The 14,090-nt window shown below is 65.7% G+C and carries 12 protein-coding genes; 5 read left to right on the forward strand and 7 right to left on the reverse strand.

Going from position 1 to position 14,090, the window contains the following annotated elements; translation table 11 throughout:
• Positions 1-107 precede the first annotated feature (107 nt).
• Complete coding sequence (gene purD / locus APH44_RS20005; RefSeq protein WP_054894211.1) at positions 108-1,403, forward strand: phosphoribosylamine--glycine ligase; 1,296 nt, start codon at positions 108-110, stop codon at positions 1,401-1,403.
• Positions 1,404-1,538: 135 nt separating this feature from the next.
• A complete protein-coding gene (locus APH44_RS20010; protein WP_054894212.1) occupies positions 1,539-4,310 on the forward strand; it encodes a hybrid sensor histidine kinase/response regulator in 2,772 nt (923 codons plus the stop codon).
• Positions 4,311-4,324: 14 nt separating this feature from the next.
• On the opposite strand, the gene APH44_RS20015 is transcribed toward APH44_RS20010, so the two are convergent.
• The 7 genes from APH44_RS20015 to cobG all read right to left on the reverse strand — a co-directional run bounded on the left by APH44_RS20015 (position 4,325) and on the right by cobG (position 10,830).
• Positions 4,325-4,948 (reverse strand): hypothetical protein, encoded by a 624-nt coding sequence (locus APH44_RS20015; protein WP_054894213.1) that lies wholly within the window; start codon positions 4,946-4,948, stop codon positions 4,325-4,327.
• Entirely contained in the window at positions 4,941-5,621 is a 681-nt protein-coding gene (locus APH44_RS20020; RefSeq protein ID WP_054894214.1) for a hypothetical protein, read from the reverse strand. The genes APH44_RS20015 and APH44_RS20020 overlap by 8 nt, the downstream gene beginning before the upstream one ends.
• 60 nt (positions 5,622-5,681) lie before the next feature.
• Entirely contained in the window at positions 5,682-6,362 is a 681-nt protein-coding gene (locus APH44_RS20025) for a hypothetical protein (RefSeq protein WP_054894215.1), read from the reverse strand.
• A gap of 92 nt (positions 6,363-6,454) precedes the next feature.
• The gene (gene cobJ / locus APH44_RS20030; RefSeq protein ID WP_054894216.1) at positions 6,455-8,161 is read right to left on the reverse strand and encodes a precorrin-3B C(17)-methyltransferase; all 1,707 of its coding nucleotides are present in this window, start codon (positions 8,159-8,161) and stop codon (positions 6,455-6,457) included.
• Positions 8,149-8,883, reverse strand: a complete 735-nt coding sequence (locus APH44_RS20035) for a precorrin-2 C(20)-methyltransferase (RefSeq protein WP_172964810.1) — start codon at positions 8,881-8,883, stop codon at positions 8,149-8,151. Before APH44_RS20035 ends, cobJ begins: the two co-directional genes overlap by 13 nt.
• Positions 8,880-9,506: a precorrin-8X methylmutase gene (locus APH44_RS20040; RefSeq protein ID WP_054894218.1), complete on the reverse strand. Its 627-nt coding sequence runs from the start codon at positions 9,504-9,506 to the stop codon at positions 8,880-8,882. The genes APH44_RS20035 and APH44_RS20040 overlap by 4 nt, the downstream gene beginning before the upstream one ends.
• Complete coding sequence (gene cobG, locus APH44_RS20045; protein ID WP_054894219.1) at positions 9,499-10,830, reverse strand: precorrin-3B synthase; 1,332 nt, start codon at positions 10,828-10,830, stop codon at positions 9,499-9,501. Before cobG ends, APH44_RS20040 begins: the two co-directional genes overlap by 8 nt.
• 228 nt (positions 10,831-11,058) lie before the next feature.
• Between cobG and APH44_RS20050 the strand changes: the two genes are divergently transcribed.
• The 3 genes from APH44_RS20050 to APH44_RS20060 are packed head-to-tail and all read left to right on the forward strand — an operon-like array spanning position 11,059 to position 14,073.
• On the forward strand, positions 11,059-12,270 hold the full coding sequence (locus APH44_RS20050; RefSeq protein WP_054894220.1) for a bifunctional cobalt-precorrin-7 (C(5))-methyltransferase/cobalt-precorrin-6B (C(15))-methyltransferase: 1,212 nt from the start codon (positions 11,059-11,061) through the stop codon (positions 12,268-12,270).
• Positions 12,263-13,357: a cobalt-precorrin-5B (C(1))-methyltransferase gene (locus APH44_RS20055; protein WP_054894221.1), complete on the forward strand. Its 1,095-nt coding sequence runs from the start codon at positions 12,263-12,265 to the stop codon at positions 13,355-13,357. The genes APH44_RS20050 and APH44_RS20055 overlap by 8 nt, the downstream gene beginning before the upstream one ends.
• Complete coding sequence (locus APH44_RS20060) at positions 13,354-14,073, forward strand: cobalt-precorrin-6A reductase (protein ID WP_054894222.1); 720 nt, start codon at positions 13,354-13,356, stop codon at positions 14,071-14,073. Before APH44_RS20055 ends, APH44_RS20060 begins: the two co-directional genes overlap by 4 nt.
• Positions 14,074-14,090: the final 17 nt, after the last annotated feature.

The following is a 14,090-nucleotide window of genomic DNA, read 5'->3' on the forward strand; positions in this document are numbered from 1 at the left end:
CGGGCTTGCCCGCGAATACGATGGTGCAATCACCGCCGCATTCGCGGGCAAGCCCGCTCCCACACGATCTGCGCCAGCCACGGGATCATCTGAATCGAGGTTTTGACATGAAAGTTTTGATCATCGGCAGCGGCGGCCGTGAACACGCCCTGGCCTGGAAAGTCGCCCAGGATCCACGCGTCGAGAAAGTCTTCGTGGCCCCGGGCAACGCCGGCACTGCCATCGAAGCCAAATGCGAGAACGTCGCCATCGACGTCTGCGCCCTGGAGCAACTGGCCGATTTCGCCGAGAAGAACGTCGACCTGACCATCGTCGGTCCTGAAGCGCCACTGGTCATTGGCGTGGTCGACCTGTTCCGCAGCCGCGGCCTGGACTGCTTCGGTCCGACCAAGGGCGCAGCGCAGCTCGAAGGCTCCAAGGCCTTTACCAAGGATTTCCTGGCTCGCCACAAGATCCCGACCGCCGACTACCAGAACTTCACCGAGATCGAGCCGGCGCTGGCCTACCTGCGCGAAAAAGGCGCACCGATCGTGATCAAGGCCGACGGCCTGGCCGCAGGCAAGGGCGTGATCGTCGCCATGACCCTACAGGAAGCCGAAGACGCCGTGCGCGACATGCTCGCCGGCAACGCCTTCGGTGAAGCCGGTTCGCGCGTGGTGATCGAGGAATTCCTCGACGGCGAGGAAGCCAGCTTCATCGTCATGGTCGATGGCCACAACGTGCTGCCAATGGCCACCAGCCAGGACCACAAACGTGTCGGCGACAAAGACACCGGCCCCAACACCGGCGGCATGGGCGCCTACTCGCCAGCCCCGGTGGTCACAGCCGAAGTGCACCAGCGCGTGATGGACCAGGTGATCTGGCCGACCGTGCGCGGCATGGCCGAGGAAGGTAACGTCTATACCGGCTTCCTCTATGCGGGTCTGATGATCGACAAGGCAGGCAACCCCAAGGTCATCGAGTTCAACTGCCGCTTCGGCGACCCCGAGACACAACCGGTCATGCTGCGCCTGGAGTCGAGCCTGGTGCTGTTGGTCGAGGCCGCATTCGCCAAGGCTCTGGACAAGGTCGAAGCACAGTGGGACCCACGCCCGAGCCTGGGTGTAGTGCTGGCCGCTGGCGGTTACCCGGGCGACTACGCCAAGGGTGACGTGATCCACGGCCTGGACGCTGCTGCCAAGATCGAAGGCAAGGTGTTCCACGCCGGTACTGCACTCAAGGATGGCCAGGTGACCACCAACGGCGGACGCGTCCTGTGTGCCACTGCCATGGGCAGCACCGTTGCCGATGCACAGCAGCAGGCCTACCGCCTGGCCAAGGAAGTCAGCTGGAACGGTAGTTTCTACCGTACCGACATCGGCTACCGAGCCATCGCCCGCGAGCGCGGTGAACACCAGCAGTAAATTGCGGCCCGCAGGTCGTAGCGCCATGGCGCACGGCCTGCGGCTCGTCGACAGGGCCCCATCGGGGCCTTGCCTTCGGCGCGGCACGCCGCGCATAGTTGTTATCCGGCTTATCAGCCAAGAAAGGATCTCGTCGTGCGTCGGCTTCGGATTGCCACTGCCCTGATCGTCAGCATGCTGACCCTGCTCTGCCTGCTTCCGGCTGCGGCCGAACAAGGCGGCGGGTGGTCTGTGCTGCTCGATGAACAGGCAAGCCTGCAGCTCTCCGACGTACGCTCCGACCGCTACCGCAACCAGTTCAGCCCGCTGCAACTGGATGAGCTGGATGCCGCCCTGCCCGACCAGGCCCTGTGGCTGCACTACCGCCTGGAGCCCGCCGACCAGGAGCGCCTGCTGCGCATCTTCGCCCCCGACCTGTCACGCCTGGACCTCTACGCCCTCGACGGCAGCACGCTGCTGCGCCAGTTGCACCATGGTCGACAGTTGGGCAACGCCAGCCCCACCCTGCGCGGCAGCGACCACGTTCTGCCACTGCCCAACGCCACGCAACCGCTGGACATCTACGTACGCCTGGTCTCCGAGCACCAGTTGCGCCCGGCGATTTCTCTGGAATCGGCGGCCAGCGCGGCCATCGACCAGCGCCAGCCGCTGCTGTTCGGCCTGCTGTTCGGCGGCCTGGTGATGCTGATCCTGCACAACCTGATTCGCTTCTTCTACACCCGCTCCAGCACGACCCTGGTGCTGGCCCTCTACCACGCGTTGATGCTGCTCAGTGCCTTGATCCTGCTCAACCTCAGCGGCCCGTGGTGGCACCTGTGGCACAGCGCGCAAACGCCTGCCGCCTACCTCACGCTGGTCCTGGCCGGGCTTTGCGGGTTGTACTTCACCCAGCGCTTTTTCTCGCCCTGCGGTTCCGCGCGGCTCACCCGCATCCTGCAGGCAGAAATGCTGATCGCCGCGATCAGCGGCTTGCTCCTGCTGTTCATCGACACCCTGCCGCTGAACCTGACCACCTACACCCTGCTTGCCCTCGGCAGCCTGAGCATGCTCCTGGCCAGCGCCTACTACTGGTACAAGGGCTACAACCCCGCCCGCCTGTTCACCTTGGCCATGCTGGTGTTCAACCTCGGTGGCCTGGTCCTGCTGCCGGCGCTGCTCGGCCTGACCCGCACCCCCACCCCCTGGCTGCTGGTCATCCTGATGGGGCTGACCGTGGTCAGCGGCCTGTTGCTGAACCTTGCCGTCAGCGAGCGCCTGCGCAAGATCAACGAGGAGCGCGTGCGCGCCAGCCGAGCCCTCGCCGCCAGCGACGCCGAGATCAACGCCAAGGCCGAATTCCTGGCCAAGATCAGCCACGAGATCCGCACGCCGATGAACGGCGTGCTGGGCATGACCGAGCTGCTGCTGGGCACACCGCTGTCGGTCAAGCAGCGCGACTATGTGCAGACCATCCACAGCGCCGGCAACGAGTTGCTAACGCTGATCAACGAGATTCTCGACATCTCCAAGCTCGAATCACGACAGATCGAGCTGGATGATGTGCAGTTCGATCTCAACGCACTGATCGAAGACTGCCTGAACATCTTCCGGGCCAAGGCCGAACAGCAGAACATCGAGCTGATCAGCTTCACCCAGCCACAGGTGCCACGCGTGATCAGCGGCGACCCGACGCGGTTGCGTCAAGCCCTGTCGAGCCTGCTGGACAATGCCCTGAAGAACACCGACCAAGGCGAAATCCTGCTGGTGGTGGCCCTCGACCAGCGCGGTGACGCTCCGCGCCTGCGTATCGCCGTGCAGGACAGCGGCGAGCCGATGGCCAGCGCCGAGCGCGAGGCTTTGCTGCAGGCCGAGCTGCACAGCCACCACTTCCTCTCCAGCAACAAGCTTGGCGGACACTTGGGGCTGGTGATCGCCAAGCAGTTGATCGGACTGATGCACGGCGAATTCGGCATCAAGACCAGCACCAGCCTGGGCAATACGCTATGGCTGACACTGCCGCTCGATCCACTGCGCCTGGAACAGCCGCCCGCCGACCTCGACGGCCCGCTGCGCGATGCTCGGGTGCTGGTAGTGGACGATAACGACACCTGTCGCAAGGTGCTGGTGCAGCAGTGCAGCGCCTGGGGCATGAACGTCAGCGCCGTGCCTTCCGGCAAGGAGGCACTGGCGCTGCTGCGCACCAAGGCACACCTGCGCGACTACTTCGATGCCGTGCTGCTGGACCAGAACATGCCCGGCATGACAGGCATGCAACTGGCAGCCAAGATCAAGGAAGATCCGAGCCTGAACCACGACATCCTGGTGATCATGCTGACCGGCATCAGCAACGCGCCCAGCAAGATCATCGCCCGCAATGCCGGGGTCAAACGCATCCTCGCCAAGCCGGTAGCCGGCTACACGCTCAAGACCACCCTGGCCGAAGAGCTGGCCCAGCGCGGCCGCGAGCCGGCGATAATTGCCGCCCTCGGTGGCACGCCGACGCCGCTGAACCTGCCTGCCGACTTCCGTATCCTGGTCGCCGAAGACAACAGCATCTCGACCAAGGTGATCCGCGGCATGCTCGGCAAGCTCAACCTCGAGCCCGACACTGCCAGCAATGGCGAAGAGGCGCTGGAGGCGATGCAGGCCACGCGCTACGACCTGGTCCTGATGGATTGCGAGATGCCGATACTCGATGGTTTCTCCGCGACCCAACGCCTGCGTGACTGGGAGGCGGCCAACCAGCGCCAGCGCACCCCGGTGGTAGCGCTGACCGCGCATATTCTCAGCGAACACAAGGAACGCGCGCGCCTGGCCGGCATGGATGGTCACATGGCAAAGCCTGTAGAGCTGTCGCAACTGCGCGAACTGATCCAGTTCTGGGCGAATCAGCGCGAAGTGGCCGCCGGCCCTCTCCATACGCCCTGATCGCCCAACGCCCTTCAAATGTCGTAGTCGTGTATCCGTTGCAGGGATACCTCCACGACCCGCGCTTGCACCTTGGGCAGGTAGCTGTTCTCGAATGCCAGGATGTTGAACCGTACAAGCTCGGCGCGTACGTTCTTCATGCCACGCTCGCGAGTGATGAAACCGGCACGCCAGGCATCCTGGGTATCGATCTCGTGATACATCACCATATCGACCCGGTTCTGCCCGGCAGGGGCGCAAGACAGTAACTGGAAGTGCCCTCGCTCACGCGCGTGCTTCTCCAGAATGGCGAGCGTCTGCGGGCTGTTGCACAGCCGCTGCAGGGACACCTCCACATTGCTGGCAAAGCGCTCACCCGCAGTCTTGGCGATCAGGCCCAGGACTTTGTCGACCTGCTCGGCGCGCTGCGTATCCGGCCAGTGGACCTGCTCGGCAGAAACCGCGTCCCAGCCCATGAATTTCAACTGGTTGCGGTAGTAGGCGTACCAATCCTGCACCAGCCCTTCGTCGAAAGCCGTCTGGGTAGCCCGCTCGGCCAATGCCAGGGCTAGCTTCACCTTGTTTTTCTGTGCCAGCGACAAGCCCGGCAGGAACGAGACGGCTCCCGCACCAATCACAGCACCATTGGCTTCATTCATGTGGAATCACTCCCAGCGCCAGTCGACGAGGCTTCTCAAGTTCCTTGTCGAGTATCAAGGTGTGCAGGTCCGAACGCCGCGCAGCAAAGCGCTGGTTGCTCAGGTTCAGCGACAGTGCCCGTACCGCCAGTTCGCCTTGCAGCTGGGCACGCTGTGCAATGGTGGCTAGTGTCTCCCGAGTAATCGGGTGGTCGCACTGCATCGACACGCTGCACAGGTCGAGAATCGGCCCGGCACCGAGCAGCCCGAACTCGATGTGCACCTCGCCCTTGTCGGCCTCGTTACGCACGGCGAAACGCAGCAGATGCTCCAGACCCTCGGGGGCGCCCGACAGCACCTGCGACAGCGTCGCCACTGCCATATCGACATCAATCTTGCGCTGCTTCAGCCAGCCCAAGAGGGGCGTATCCTGTCTGGGGGTGGCCTGCGGCGCGAGCGAGATACTGTCGTGCGCGCTGACGAACTTGATCCAGTTCAGTGACGCGAAGGCCTTGCGATAAGCAACCGCCCACTCATCGGGATGATCGAAGCATGAGCCAGCTTGCTTGTCGGCCAGCAACTGGCAGTAATGCAGTGAATCCAGGGCATCCTCGCGCTGCTGTACCTCGATGCCAGGTGGCACAAGCAGCGCGGTCTGGCCAATCAGGGTCAGCGTGTGGTCTGTATAGGTCATGGCAGGTGTTCCGGTCTGTAGAAACTGAAAAGCGCGGTGCCCGAAGGCCCGCGCCCGTGATCAGATGTCGTACTGCAGAACGTTCTCGACACTGCGCACGCCGAGCTTCTCTTCCACCGTGGCACGCACTTTGTCGTAGACGAAATTGTTCAGCGTCAGCACTGCATGACCGGCGTAGTACTCCGACTTCTCGATCTGGAACTGCACCCCCAGCACATCTTCATCCAGGTTCGGCTCCGTCGCCCGCACGCAGCTCATCACCATGACCACATCGCCTTGCTCGGTTTCCAGGCAAGCCGCCATCCCGACCACGCCCCTGGCCTTGCTCTTTTTTTTGTGGTGGATGATGCGGGTGTCGTTTTCGATGTTGGTAAGCTTGTCGAACCCCTTCTTGGCCAGTACGCCCAGCGTGGTGCCGCCCAACAGTGCACTGCCGGTTGCACCGATGACCCGGACGGCCACCGCGCCCAGCGTGACTTTCACCTCCGAGGAGGTCTCCAGTTCGAAACTGCGGTGGGGAGTGGTGAAGCCAAGGTCACGCATCGCGTCGAGGAATTTGTCGTACCAGGCCTTGCCGTTCTCTTCGATATCCAGCGTCTTGTCCGCAACGAGCGTGGCGAAGTGAAACGCGTTCTTCACGTCGTGGCGGCTTTGCGCCGTCATGCCCGCACCGCACGCCAGCAAGTTGCCCTCGACCAGCAGGCCGGCGTCGGTGGTGGTAACTTGTTTGTCATCGCTCATCAGAAACTCCTTTGGGTTGCCCCTGAACACCAGGGGCGACCACCTTAGCCAGCGCCAGCTCGGTCCGGCGGCCTGAAGGAGTTCCAATAAGGTCAACGATGCGGGGGATACCAACGCGGGGTATAGACCCACTGCATGCCATCGAGATGCTTGAACACGGTCGTGGTGCTGGAGCCAACCAGCACCATCGTGCGCATATCGACCATCTCAGGCAGCAGCTCTGCCAAAGTGACGACGCTCAGGTTCTGCCCCGGCCTGCCGATATCGCGCCCCAGGACGACAGGGGTCTGCCCATCTCGATGACGGCGAACGATCTCCAGGGCCTGCCCCAGCTGCCAAGGTCGGGCGCGGGAGATCGGGTTGTAGAAGGCCAGCACCAGGTCAGCCTGTGCCGCCAGGTCCAGGCGCTTCTCGATGATCGACCAGGGCTTGAGGTTGTCCGACAGCGACATCACACAGAAGTCGTGCCCCAACGGTGCACCGGCCTGGGCTGCAGTGGCCAGGGAGGCCGAAACGCCGGGCAGAATCTGCAGGTCGACGCGATGCCAGGCCGCATCGCTGGACTCGTGCAATGCCTCGAGCACCGCAGCCGCCATGGCGAACACGCCAGGATCGCCGGAAGACACCACAACCACCGAGCGCCCTTGCGCTGCGAGCTCGAAGGCGTGCCGCGCACGTTGCATCTCCTCGCGGTTGTCGGTGCAGTGCAGCACTTGATCGGTGCGGAAAGGGCCAGCCATGCGCACATAGGTTTCGTAACCCAGTACATCGTCGGCACGGGCCAGTTCGGCCTTTACTACCGGCACCATGAATTCGGCGGCTCCCGGGCCCAGGCCGATCACCGCCAGGCGGCCGCGCGCGCGCCCGACCTGCAACGGGTCGATCGGCGACGGCGCCACAGCGATGACCACCCCGCCCTGTTCGATCAGTTGCGCGTCTCCCAACGCCTGCCCGGCCATCTCGACCAGGCTGCCACCTGCTGGAACGAATCGCAGGGGCACACCCAGGCTGCGGGCGGCGTCGTGCATGGCGGGCTCGGCCATCGCATCGTCAGCAACCAGCAAGCACGCCAGGGATGCATCGGCGATATTCGCCGCCGCCAGGGCGTCACGCACACGGCCAGGCAAATCGGCCTGCCCGGCCTGGGCCGCCACAAGCACCGAACGCACATGGATCAGCAACTCGTCGCGGCTGGCAGGACGCGCCTGGCAGCCGACATGGATACTGCGTCGGGCTGCTGCGTCTTCGGGCAGTTGCGCCTGGGCCAGCCAGGGCGCCGCGCCTTCGATGCGCACGCTTTCGCCGGCCAGCAGGTCAGAGACGAAGCGCTTGCCCTGCTCCAGGTCCGCCAGGGCGTAGCCTGTCGGCGGATTGAGCAGGCAGGTGCCGAAACGCAGCTCACCGCTGGTGGTGATGGCCGCCGCCACCCCCAGCACCTCGCCGATCTCCCGCGCCATGACATTGACGGCGCTCAGGCCGCCCAGCAGCGGTACCACGGCGCTGCCGTCCTCCGCCACCGCCAGCACCGGCGGCTCGGCGCCCTTCTCGTCAAGCAGGGGCGCCAGGGTGCGAATGACGATCCCGGCCGCGCACAGGGCGATGATCGGCGCACCCTCGCGGTACAGGCCGCGCAGGGTGTCACCGAAGGATTCGTAGCAGTGCTCGACACCTTCGACCCGGCCGCTCAGGCCGTAAACCCGCGCCTGTAGATAGCGCTGCTGGATTCGCTGGGCGGTGGCCAGGCTGCCAGGGCCGAGAATGACGATGGCCGGTGCCTTGTCGCTGTTCATCCCTGCCATTTTTCACCCGGTACCACGATCAGCGAGAAATACGGCGAAGACTGCGGATCAACCGCGTCCAGCGCGACGATCTTCTGGTTGGCCATGGTTGCGCGCTCCACGTACAACGCGCGACCGTCCAGGCCCAGCTCGGCAAGCACCTCGCGCACCTTGGGGAAGTTGCGCCCAAGCTTCATGATCACTGCGGCGTCGGCATCGGCCAGACGGCGCTTGAGTTCTTCGTGGGGCAATACACCGGAGAGCACGGTCAGGGTCTGGTTGCGGTAGACCAGCGGCGCACCGAGTACGGACGCCCCGCCGAGCATCGAGCACACGCCCGGGATTACCTCGGCCTCGTAGCGCTGGGCCAGGCGATCGTGCAGGTACATGTAGGAGCCGTAGAAGAACGGATCGCCCTCGCAGATCACCGCCACATCACGACCGGCGTCCAGGTGTTCGGCCACCTGCACGCTGGCTTCGTCGTAGAAGTCGCTGATCACCTGCTCGTACGACAGCGGTGCCGGCAGCACCTCGGTGGTGACCGGATACACCAGCGGCAGCAGGGTCTGCTGCGCCTGCAGGTGCGCCTCGATGATACCGAAGGCATTGCCACGCTTGCCCTTGGCCACGAAATACGCCACCACCGGCGCCTCGCGCAGCAGGCGCAGGGCCTTGACCGTGATCAGCTCCGGGTCGCCGGGGCCAACCCCCAGGCCGAGCAGACGTCCACGAGGCTGCATCATTCCACCTCCGTGGCGAGCGCATTGACAGCAGCGGCGGCCATGGCGCTACCACCCAGGCGCCCCTGCATGATGACGAACGGCACACCACGGCTGTCGGCGGCCAGCATCGCCTTGGACTCGGCAGCGCCGACGAAGCCTACCGGGAAGCCCAGGATCAACGCAGGCTTGGGCGCACCGGCGTCGAGCATTTCCAGCAAGTAGAACAGCGCGGTCGGAGCATTGCCGATCACCACCACGCTGCCCTCCAGATGCGGGCGCCACAGCTCGAGGGCCACCGCCGAGCGGGTGTTACCGGCGTCCTTGGCCAGGCCCGGCACGCTGGGATCCCGCAGGGTGCAGATGACCGGGTTGTCGGCCGGCAGACGCGCGCGGGTGATACCTTCGGCCACCATGTGCGCGTCGCAGAGGATCGGTGCTCCCTTGGCCAGGGCCTGGCGCCCCGCCGTTCCGGCACCTTCGGAAAACTGCAGGCCGTCGATGGCCTCGACCATGCCGCAGGCGTGGATCACCCGCACCGCGAGCTTTTCCAGATCGGCCGGAATCCGCTCCAGGCGGGCCTCCTCGCGAATGATGCGGAAGGAATTGCGATAGATCTCCTGACCATCGCGGATGTAGTCAATCATCAAGGTGCTCCGTCGGCAGGTCGAGCATGGCGCCTGCTTCTTCTGGGGTAAGGTCGGATGCGCGCAGTCGGCCGAAACCCGGCAGGCGTGCATCGCGAAAATAAAGGTCATAACGGCCCGGGGCGCGGGCCAGCAGGGTGGCCGGGGCGACATGGGCCACGGCACAGGAACGCGGGCAGGCCGACAGGTGCACACTGGCCGGGGCGCCATGGTGCAGCAGGCCGGCGATCACCTGCGCATCGGCCTTGGTGTCGGACTGGCCCTTGGCGCAACCACTGGAGCCGGTGCAAGCGCTGATGCGTGCAAGTGGCTGCAAGACGTCGTTGATCATGCCCAGCGCCTTTGTCTCGGCTTGGGCCTGCCCGAGCAGCGATGGATCGAAGTTCGGCAGCACCAGGCTCTGCCAGGGTGTGAGCCGCAGGCTGCCATCACCGGCCTCGCGCGCAAGCCTGGCCAGGCCGCGAAGCATGGCGGGCGTCAAGCGCCCCAGCGGCGGCGCCACGCCGAACGCACTGCCTTCACGCTGGGCCAACACACCGAGCCAGCGCGGTGTGACGGGCACACGCCGCCATTGACGCACAGCGCTGTCGCGACGAATCGGCAAGCCCAGCCCTTCGACGAAATCCTGCACGGGGCAGGTCTGCAGCAACTGGCGCATCCGTGTCTGCTCGGGCGTGGCCAGGTCGAGGAAGCGCTCCAGCACCGCCTGCACCAATGACGCCCCCTGCTCCAGCGGTACGGCGCCAAGGGTTGCGCCATCGCCCGGGCAGCCCGCCAGCCCGAAGGCCAGCCACACCTGCCGGTCAAGCAACAGCGCCGACAGCCATAGGTCATGGGGGTGCGCGAGCATCGCCAGGGACTCCCCCGCATCGAGCTGCACGGCGAACTTGGCCGACAGTTCATGCAGACGCGGGGTGGTTTCCAGCAGGTGCAGGATCTGCCCGGCCAGGGGCCGAATGTCGATCAGCATCGCCGGATCGACACCGGCCAACGGGCTGAGCATCAGGTTGCGGACATCGTCACCGGCCGCCTCGCGCGGGCCGAGGCCGGCATCGAGCAGGTGCCCGACCAGCGCCAGGTGGTGGTCGCCGATACCGCGTATCTGCAAGTTGGCGCGGTTGGTTGCCTCGATCACCCCGCCGGCGAAGCGCTCGGCAGCCTCGGCCACCGCCTCGGCCTGCTCGGCCAGCAGCAGGCCGCCGGGCAGTTTGATCCGGCAAATGCCGCCATCACGCGCCGCGACGATGCGCCACAACCCCGGGCAAGCCGAGGGGCGGGGCGAAACGGCGGGTGTGTGGGGTGGCTTCAAGGGGGATTCCGGCAATCGTGAAGACGCGCTTCAGTGTAGAAGGCGCGGTATTATGCCTGCTTTGTCCGGCGGCATGAAAAGCCGATGGTCGAGCAATGCATCAGGACCGTGTCGTCCTTTTCGCGGGCAAGCCCGCTCCCACAGGTATCCTGCAGGTCCGGATAGCTATGGGAACGGCGGTTCGCCGCTGCGGCTTGCCTGCGAAAAGGGCGACACGACTCCCAACACGACGGAAATGATCAGATGACCCCCTGGCTGACAGTAGTAGGCATCGGCGAAGACGGCTTCAGCGGCCTGGGCAAGCAGGCCCGGCGCGCGCTGCTGTCTGCTGCACGTATCTTCGGCAGCCCGCGCCAACTGGCCCTGTTGCCACGCTGCGTGGTCGGTGAGCGCCTGGCCTGGCCCAGCCCGTTCTCCCTCGCCCCTGTGCTGGCCCTGCACGGCGAGCCCGTGTGCGTGCTGGCCAGCGGCGACCCGATGTTCTACGGCGTTGGCGCAAGCCTCGCGCGCCAGGTCCCGGCCAAACAGATGCAGGTGCTGTCGATGCCCTCCTCCTGCGCCCTGGCCGCCGCCCGTCTGGGCTGGCCGTTGCAGGAGGTGCAGGTGGTGTCGGTGGTCGCGCGGCCGCTGGCGGCGCTCAATGCCCAACTCTACAGCGGTGTGCGCCTGCTGGTGCTGAGCAATGACGGCGACAGCCCTGCGGCCATTGCGCAGTTGTTGCGTGAACGCGGCTACGGGCCGAGCCGGATGCAGGTGTTCGAACACTTGGGCGGCCCCGATGAGAAGCGCCTGAGCGGCAGTGCAGAGGACTGGCCACACGCCCAGGTCGCAGCACTGAACCTGGTCGCCATCGAATGCCAGGCCGCGCCGGACAGCCCGCGCCTGTCGCCCATCAGCGGCCTGCCCGACAGCGCCTTTCGCCACGACGGCCAGTTGACCAAACGCGACGTGCGCGCCATCACCTTGGCACGCCTGGCACCACAGCCAGGCGAACTGCTGTGGGATGTCGGCGCCGGCTGCGGCTCGATCGGTATCGAGTGGATGCGCGCCCACCCCAGCTGCCGCGCGCTGGCCATCGAGGCCGACGAAGGTCGCCAGGCGTTCATCGAATTCAACCGCGACCAGCTCGGCGTTCCTGGCCTGCAGTTGATTCGCGGCAAGGCGCCACAAGCCCTGGCCGATCTCGAACGCCCCGATGCCATTTTCATCGGCGGCGGCGTCACCGGCGAAGGCGTACTGCCCTTGTGCTGGGAGCGTCTGCGCCCTGGAGGGCGGCTGGTAGCCAATGCCGTGACCCTGCAAAGCGAACTGGCCCTGGCGCATTTTCGTGAGCAGCATGGCGGCGAACTGACCCGCATCCACGTGGCCCAGGCCCAGGCCCTGGGCAGTTTCGATACCTGGCGCCAGGCCTTGCCGATCACGCTGCTCGAGGTGGTGAAACCCCTCGATGCGTGAAGAAACCCGCGAACAGCCCGCGCCACTTCGCAGCGGCCTGACCACCGGCAGCTGTGCCACCGCCACCAGCCTGGCGGCAGCACAGTTGCTGCTCACCGGCCAGTCCACCGACGCCGTGCAGATCACCCTGCCCAAGGGCAAGCAGGTGCAGATGCGCCTGGAATTCTGCCGCCGAGACGGCGAGCGCGCCGAGGCCGGCACCGTGAAAGACGCAGGCGACGATCCCGACGTGACCCACGGTGCCCTGCTCTACAGCCAGGTGCGCCTGATCGACGAGCCGGGCGTGCGCTTCGTCGCCGGGCAAGGCGTGGGCACGGTGACACGTCCCGGCCTGGTCCTGGCGGTCGGGGAACCTGCCATCAACCCGGTGCCGCGGCGGATGATCAGCGAGCACCTGCAGCGACTGGCAGGCGAGTGCGCCTACGCGGGCGGATTCGAGGTGACGGTGAACGTGCAGGGCGGCGCGGAGCTTGCGCTCAAGACCATGAACCCGCGGCTGGGCATTCTCGGCGGGCTGTCGATCCTCGGCACCAGCGGCATCGTCCGGCCGTTTTCCTGCTCTGCCTACATCGCCTCGATCCACCAGGGCATCGACGTTGCCTACACCAACGGCTACACCCACATCGCCGCCTGCACCGGCAATGCCAGCGAAGACACCATGCGCCGGGTCTATGGGCTGCCGGAAATCGCCCTGATCGAAATGGGCGACTTCGTCGGCGCGGTGCTCAAGCACCTGCGCAAGGTACCGGTGCCACGCCTGACGCTGTGCGGCGGTTTCGGCAAGATCAGCAAGCTTGCCGCGGGCCACATGGACCTGCACAGCCGTCATTCGAGCATCGACCTGCCGCAACTCGCAGGTTGGGCAGCCGATATCGGCGCAGACGCCGCCCTGCAGGCGGCGATCATCGGCGCCAACACCAGCCAGCAGGCACTGGCTCTCGCCCATGCCGCCGGTATCGCCCTGGGCGACGCCGTCTGCGCCCACGCCCTGGCATTCGCCCGCAGCGTGGTGCCTGCACAGGTACAGGTCGAGGTCTTCGCCATCGACCGCCAGGGCGGTATCGTCGGCAAGGCGGGTGTGCAATGAGCGGCCGTATCTTGTTGCTGGGCGGCGTCACCGAGGCGCTTGCCATCGCCCGATTGCTGGGACCGGAGCATGTCTACAGCCTCGCCGGTATCGGCCGTATCCCACAGGACCTGGCCTGCCAGGTGCGGGTGGGCGGTTACGGCGGGGCCGACGGCCTGGCCGACTACCTCCGGCGCGAACGGATCGAGCTGCTGATCGACGCTACCCACCCCTATGCCGCACAGATCAGCGCCAATGCCGCACAGGCGGCGAAGGCGGCGGGCATTCCCTGCTGGGCCTTGCGCCGCCCCGCCTGGCAGCCACAGCCGGGCGACGACTGGCGCGAAGTCGAGGGCTGGGATGCGTTGATCGACGCATTGGCGCCTTTCAAGCGCCCTTTGTTCACCCTGGGGCGCGAGCCGCTGCAACATCTCGAAGACATTCCGGCCCACCAGTTCTGGACCTTGCGTGCCCTGGAAACCTGCGCGGGCAATGAACGTTGCGAGGTGATCGGCGCACGGGGGCCGTTCCACCTCGAGGATGAACGAGCACTATTCGAGCGGCGCCAGATCGATGTACTGGTCAGCAAGAACAGTGGCAGCGCCGCGACCGAGCCAAAGCTTGAAGTGGCGCGCGAGCGTGGCGTGCCGGTGCTGGTGTTGAAGCGACCGGAACTGCCGGAGGTGGATCGGCTGTTCGGATCGGTGGCGCAGTTGCGCGAAGCCTTGTCGATATGAGCAGCGCACTCCACTCT

The sequence above is a fragment of the Pseudomonas sp. NBRC 111143 genome (assembly GCF_001320965.1).
In the GTDB taxonomy this organism is placed as follows: domain Bacteria; phylum Pseudomonadota; class Gammaproteobacteria; order Pseudomonadales; family Pseudomonadaceae; genus Aquipseudomonas; species Aquipseudomonas machongensis.

Excerpts from the sequence above, each read along its gene's own strand:
- purD (WP_054894211.1), top strand. The coding sequence starts at position 108 with ATGAAAGTTTTGATCATCGGCAGCGGCGGCCGTGAACACGCCCTGGCC.
- APH44_RS20015 (WP_054894213.1), bottom strand. The coding sequence starts at position 4,948 with ATGAATGAAGCCAATGGTGCTGTGATTGGTGCGGGAGCCGTCTCGTTC.
- APH44_RS20020 (WP_054894214.1), bottom strand. The coding sequence starts at position 5,621 with ATGACCTATACAGACCACACGCTGACCCTGATTGGCCAGACCGCGCTG.
- APH44_RS20025 (WP_054894215.1), bottom strand. The coding sequence starts at position 6,362 with ATGAGCGATGACAAACAAGTTACCACCACCGACGCCGGCCTGCTGGTC.
- cobJ (WP_054894216.1), bottom strand. The coding sequence starts at position 8,161 with ATGGCAGGGATGAACAGCGACAAGGCACCGGCCATCGTCATTCTCGGC.
- APH44_RS20035 (WP_172964810.1), bottom strand. The coding sequence starts at position 8,883 with ATGATGCAGCCTCGTGGACGTCTGCTCGGCCTGGGGGTTGGCCCCGGC.
- APH44_RS20040 (WP_054894218.1), bottom strand. The coding sequence starts at position 9,506 with ATGATTGACTACATCCGCGATGGTCAGGAGATCTATCGCAATTCCTTC.
- APH44_RS20050 (WP_054894220.1), top strand. The coding sequence starts at position 11,059 with ATGACCCCCTGGCTGACAGTAGTAGGCATCGGCGAAGACGGCTTCAGC.
- APH44_RS20055 (WP_054894221.1), top strand. The coding sequence starts at position 12,263 with ATGCGTGAAGAAACCCGCGAACAGCCCGCGCCACTTCGCAGCGGCCTG.
- APH44_RS20060 (WP_054894222.1), top strand. The coding sequence starts at position 13,354 with ATGAGCGGCCGTATCTTGTTGCTGGGCGGCGTCACCGAGGCGCTTGCC.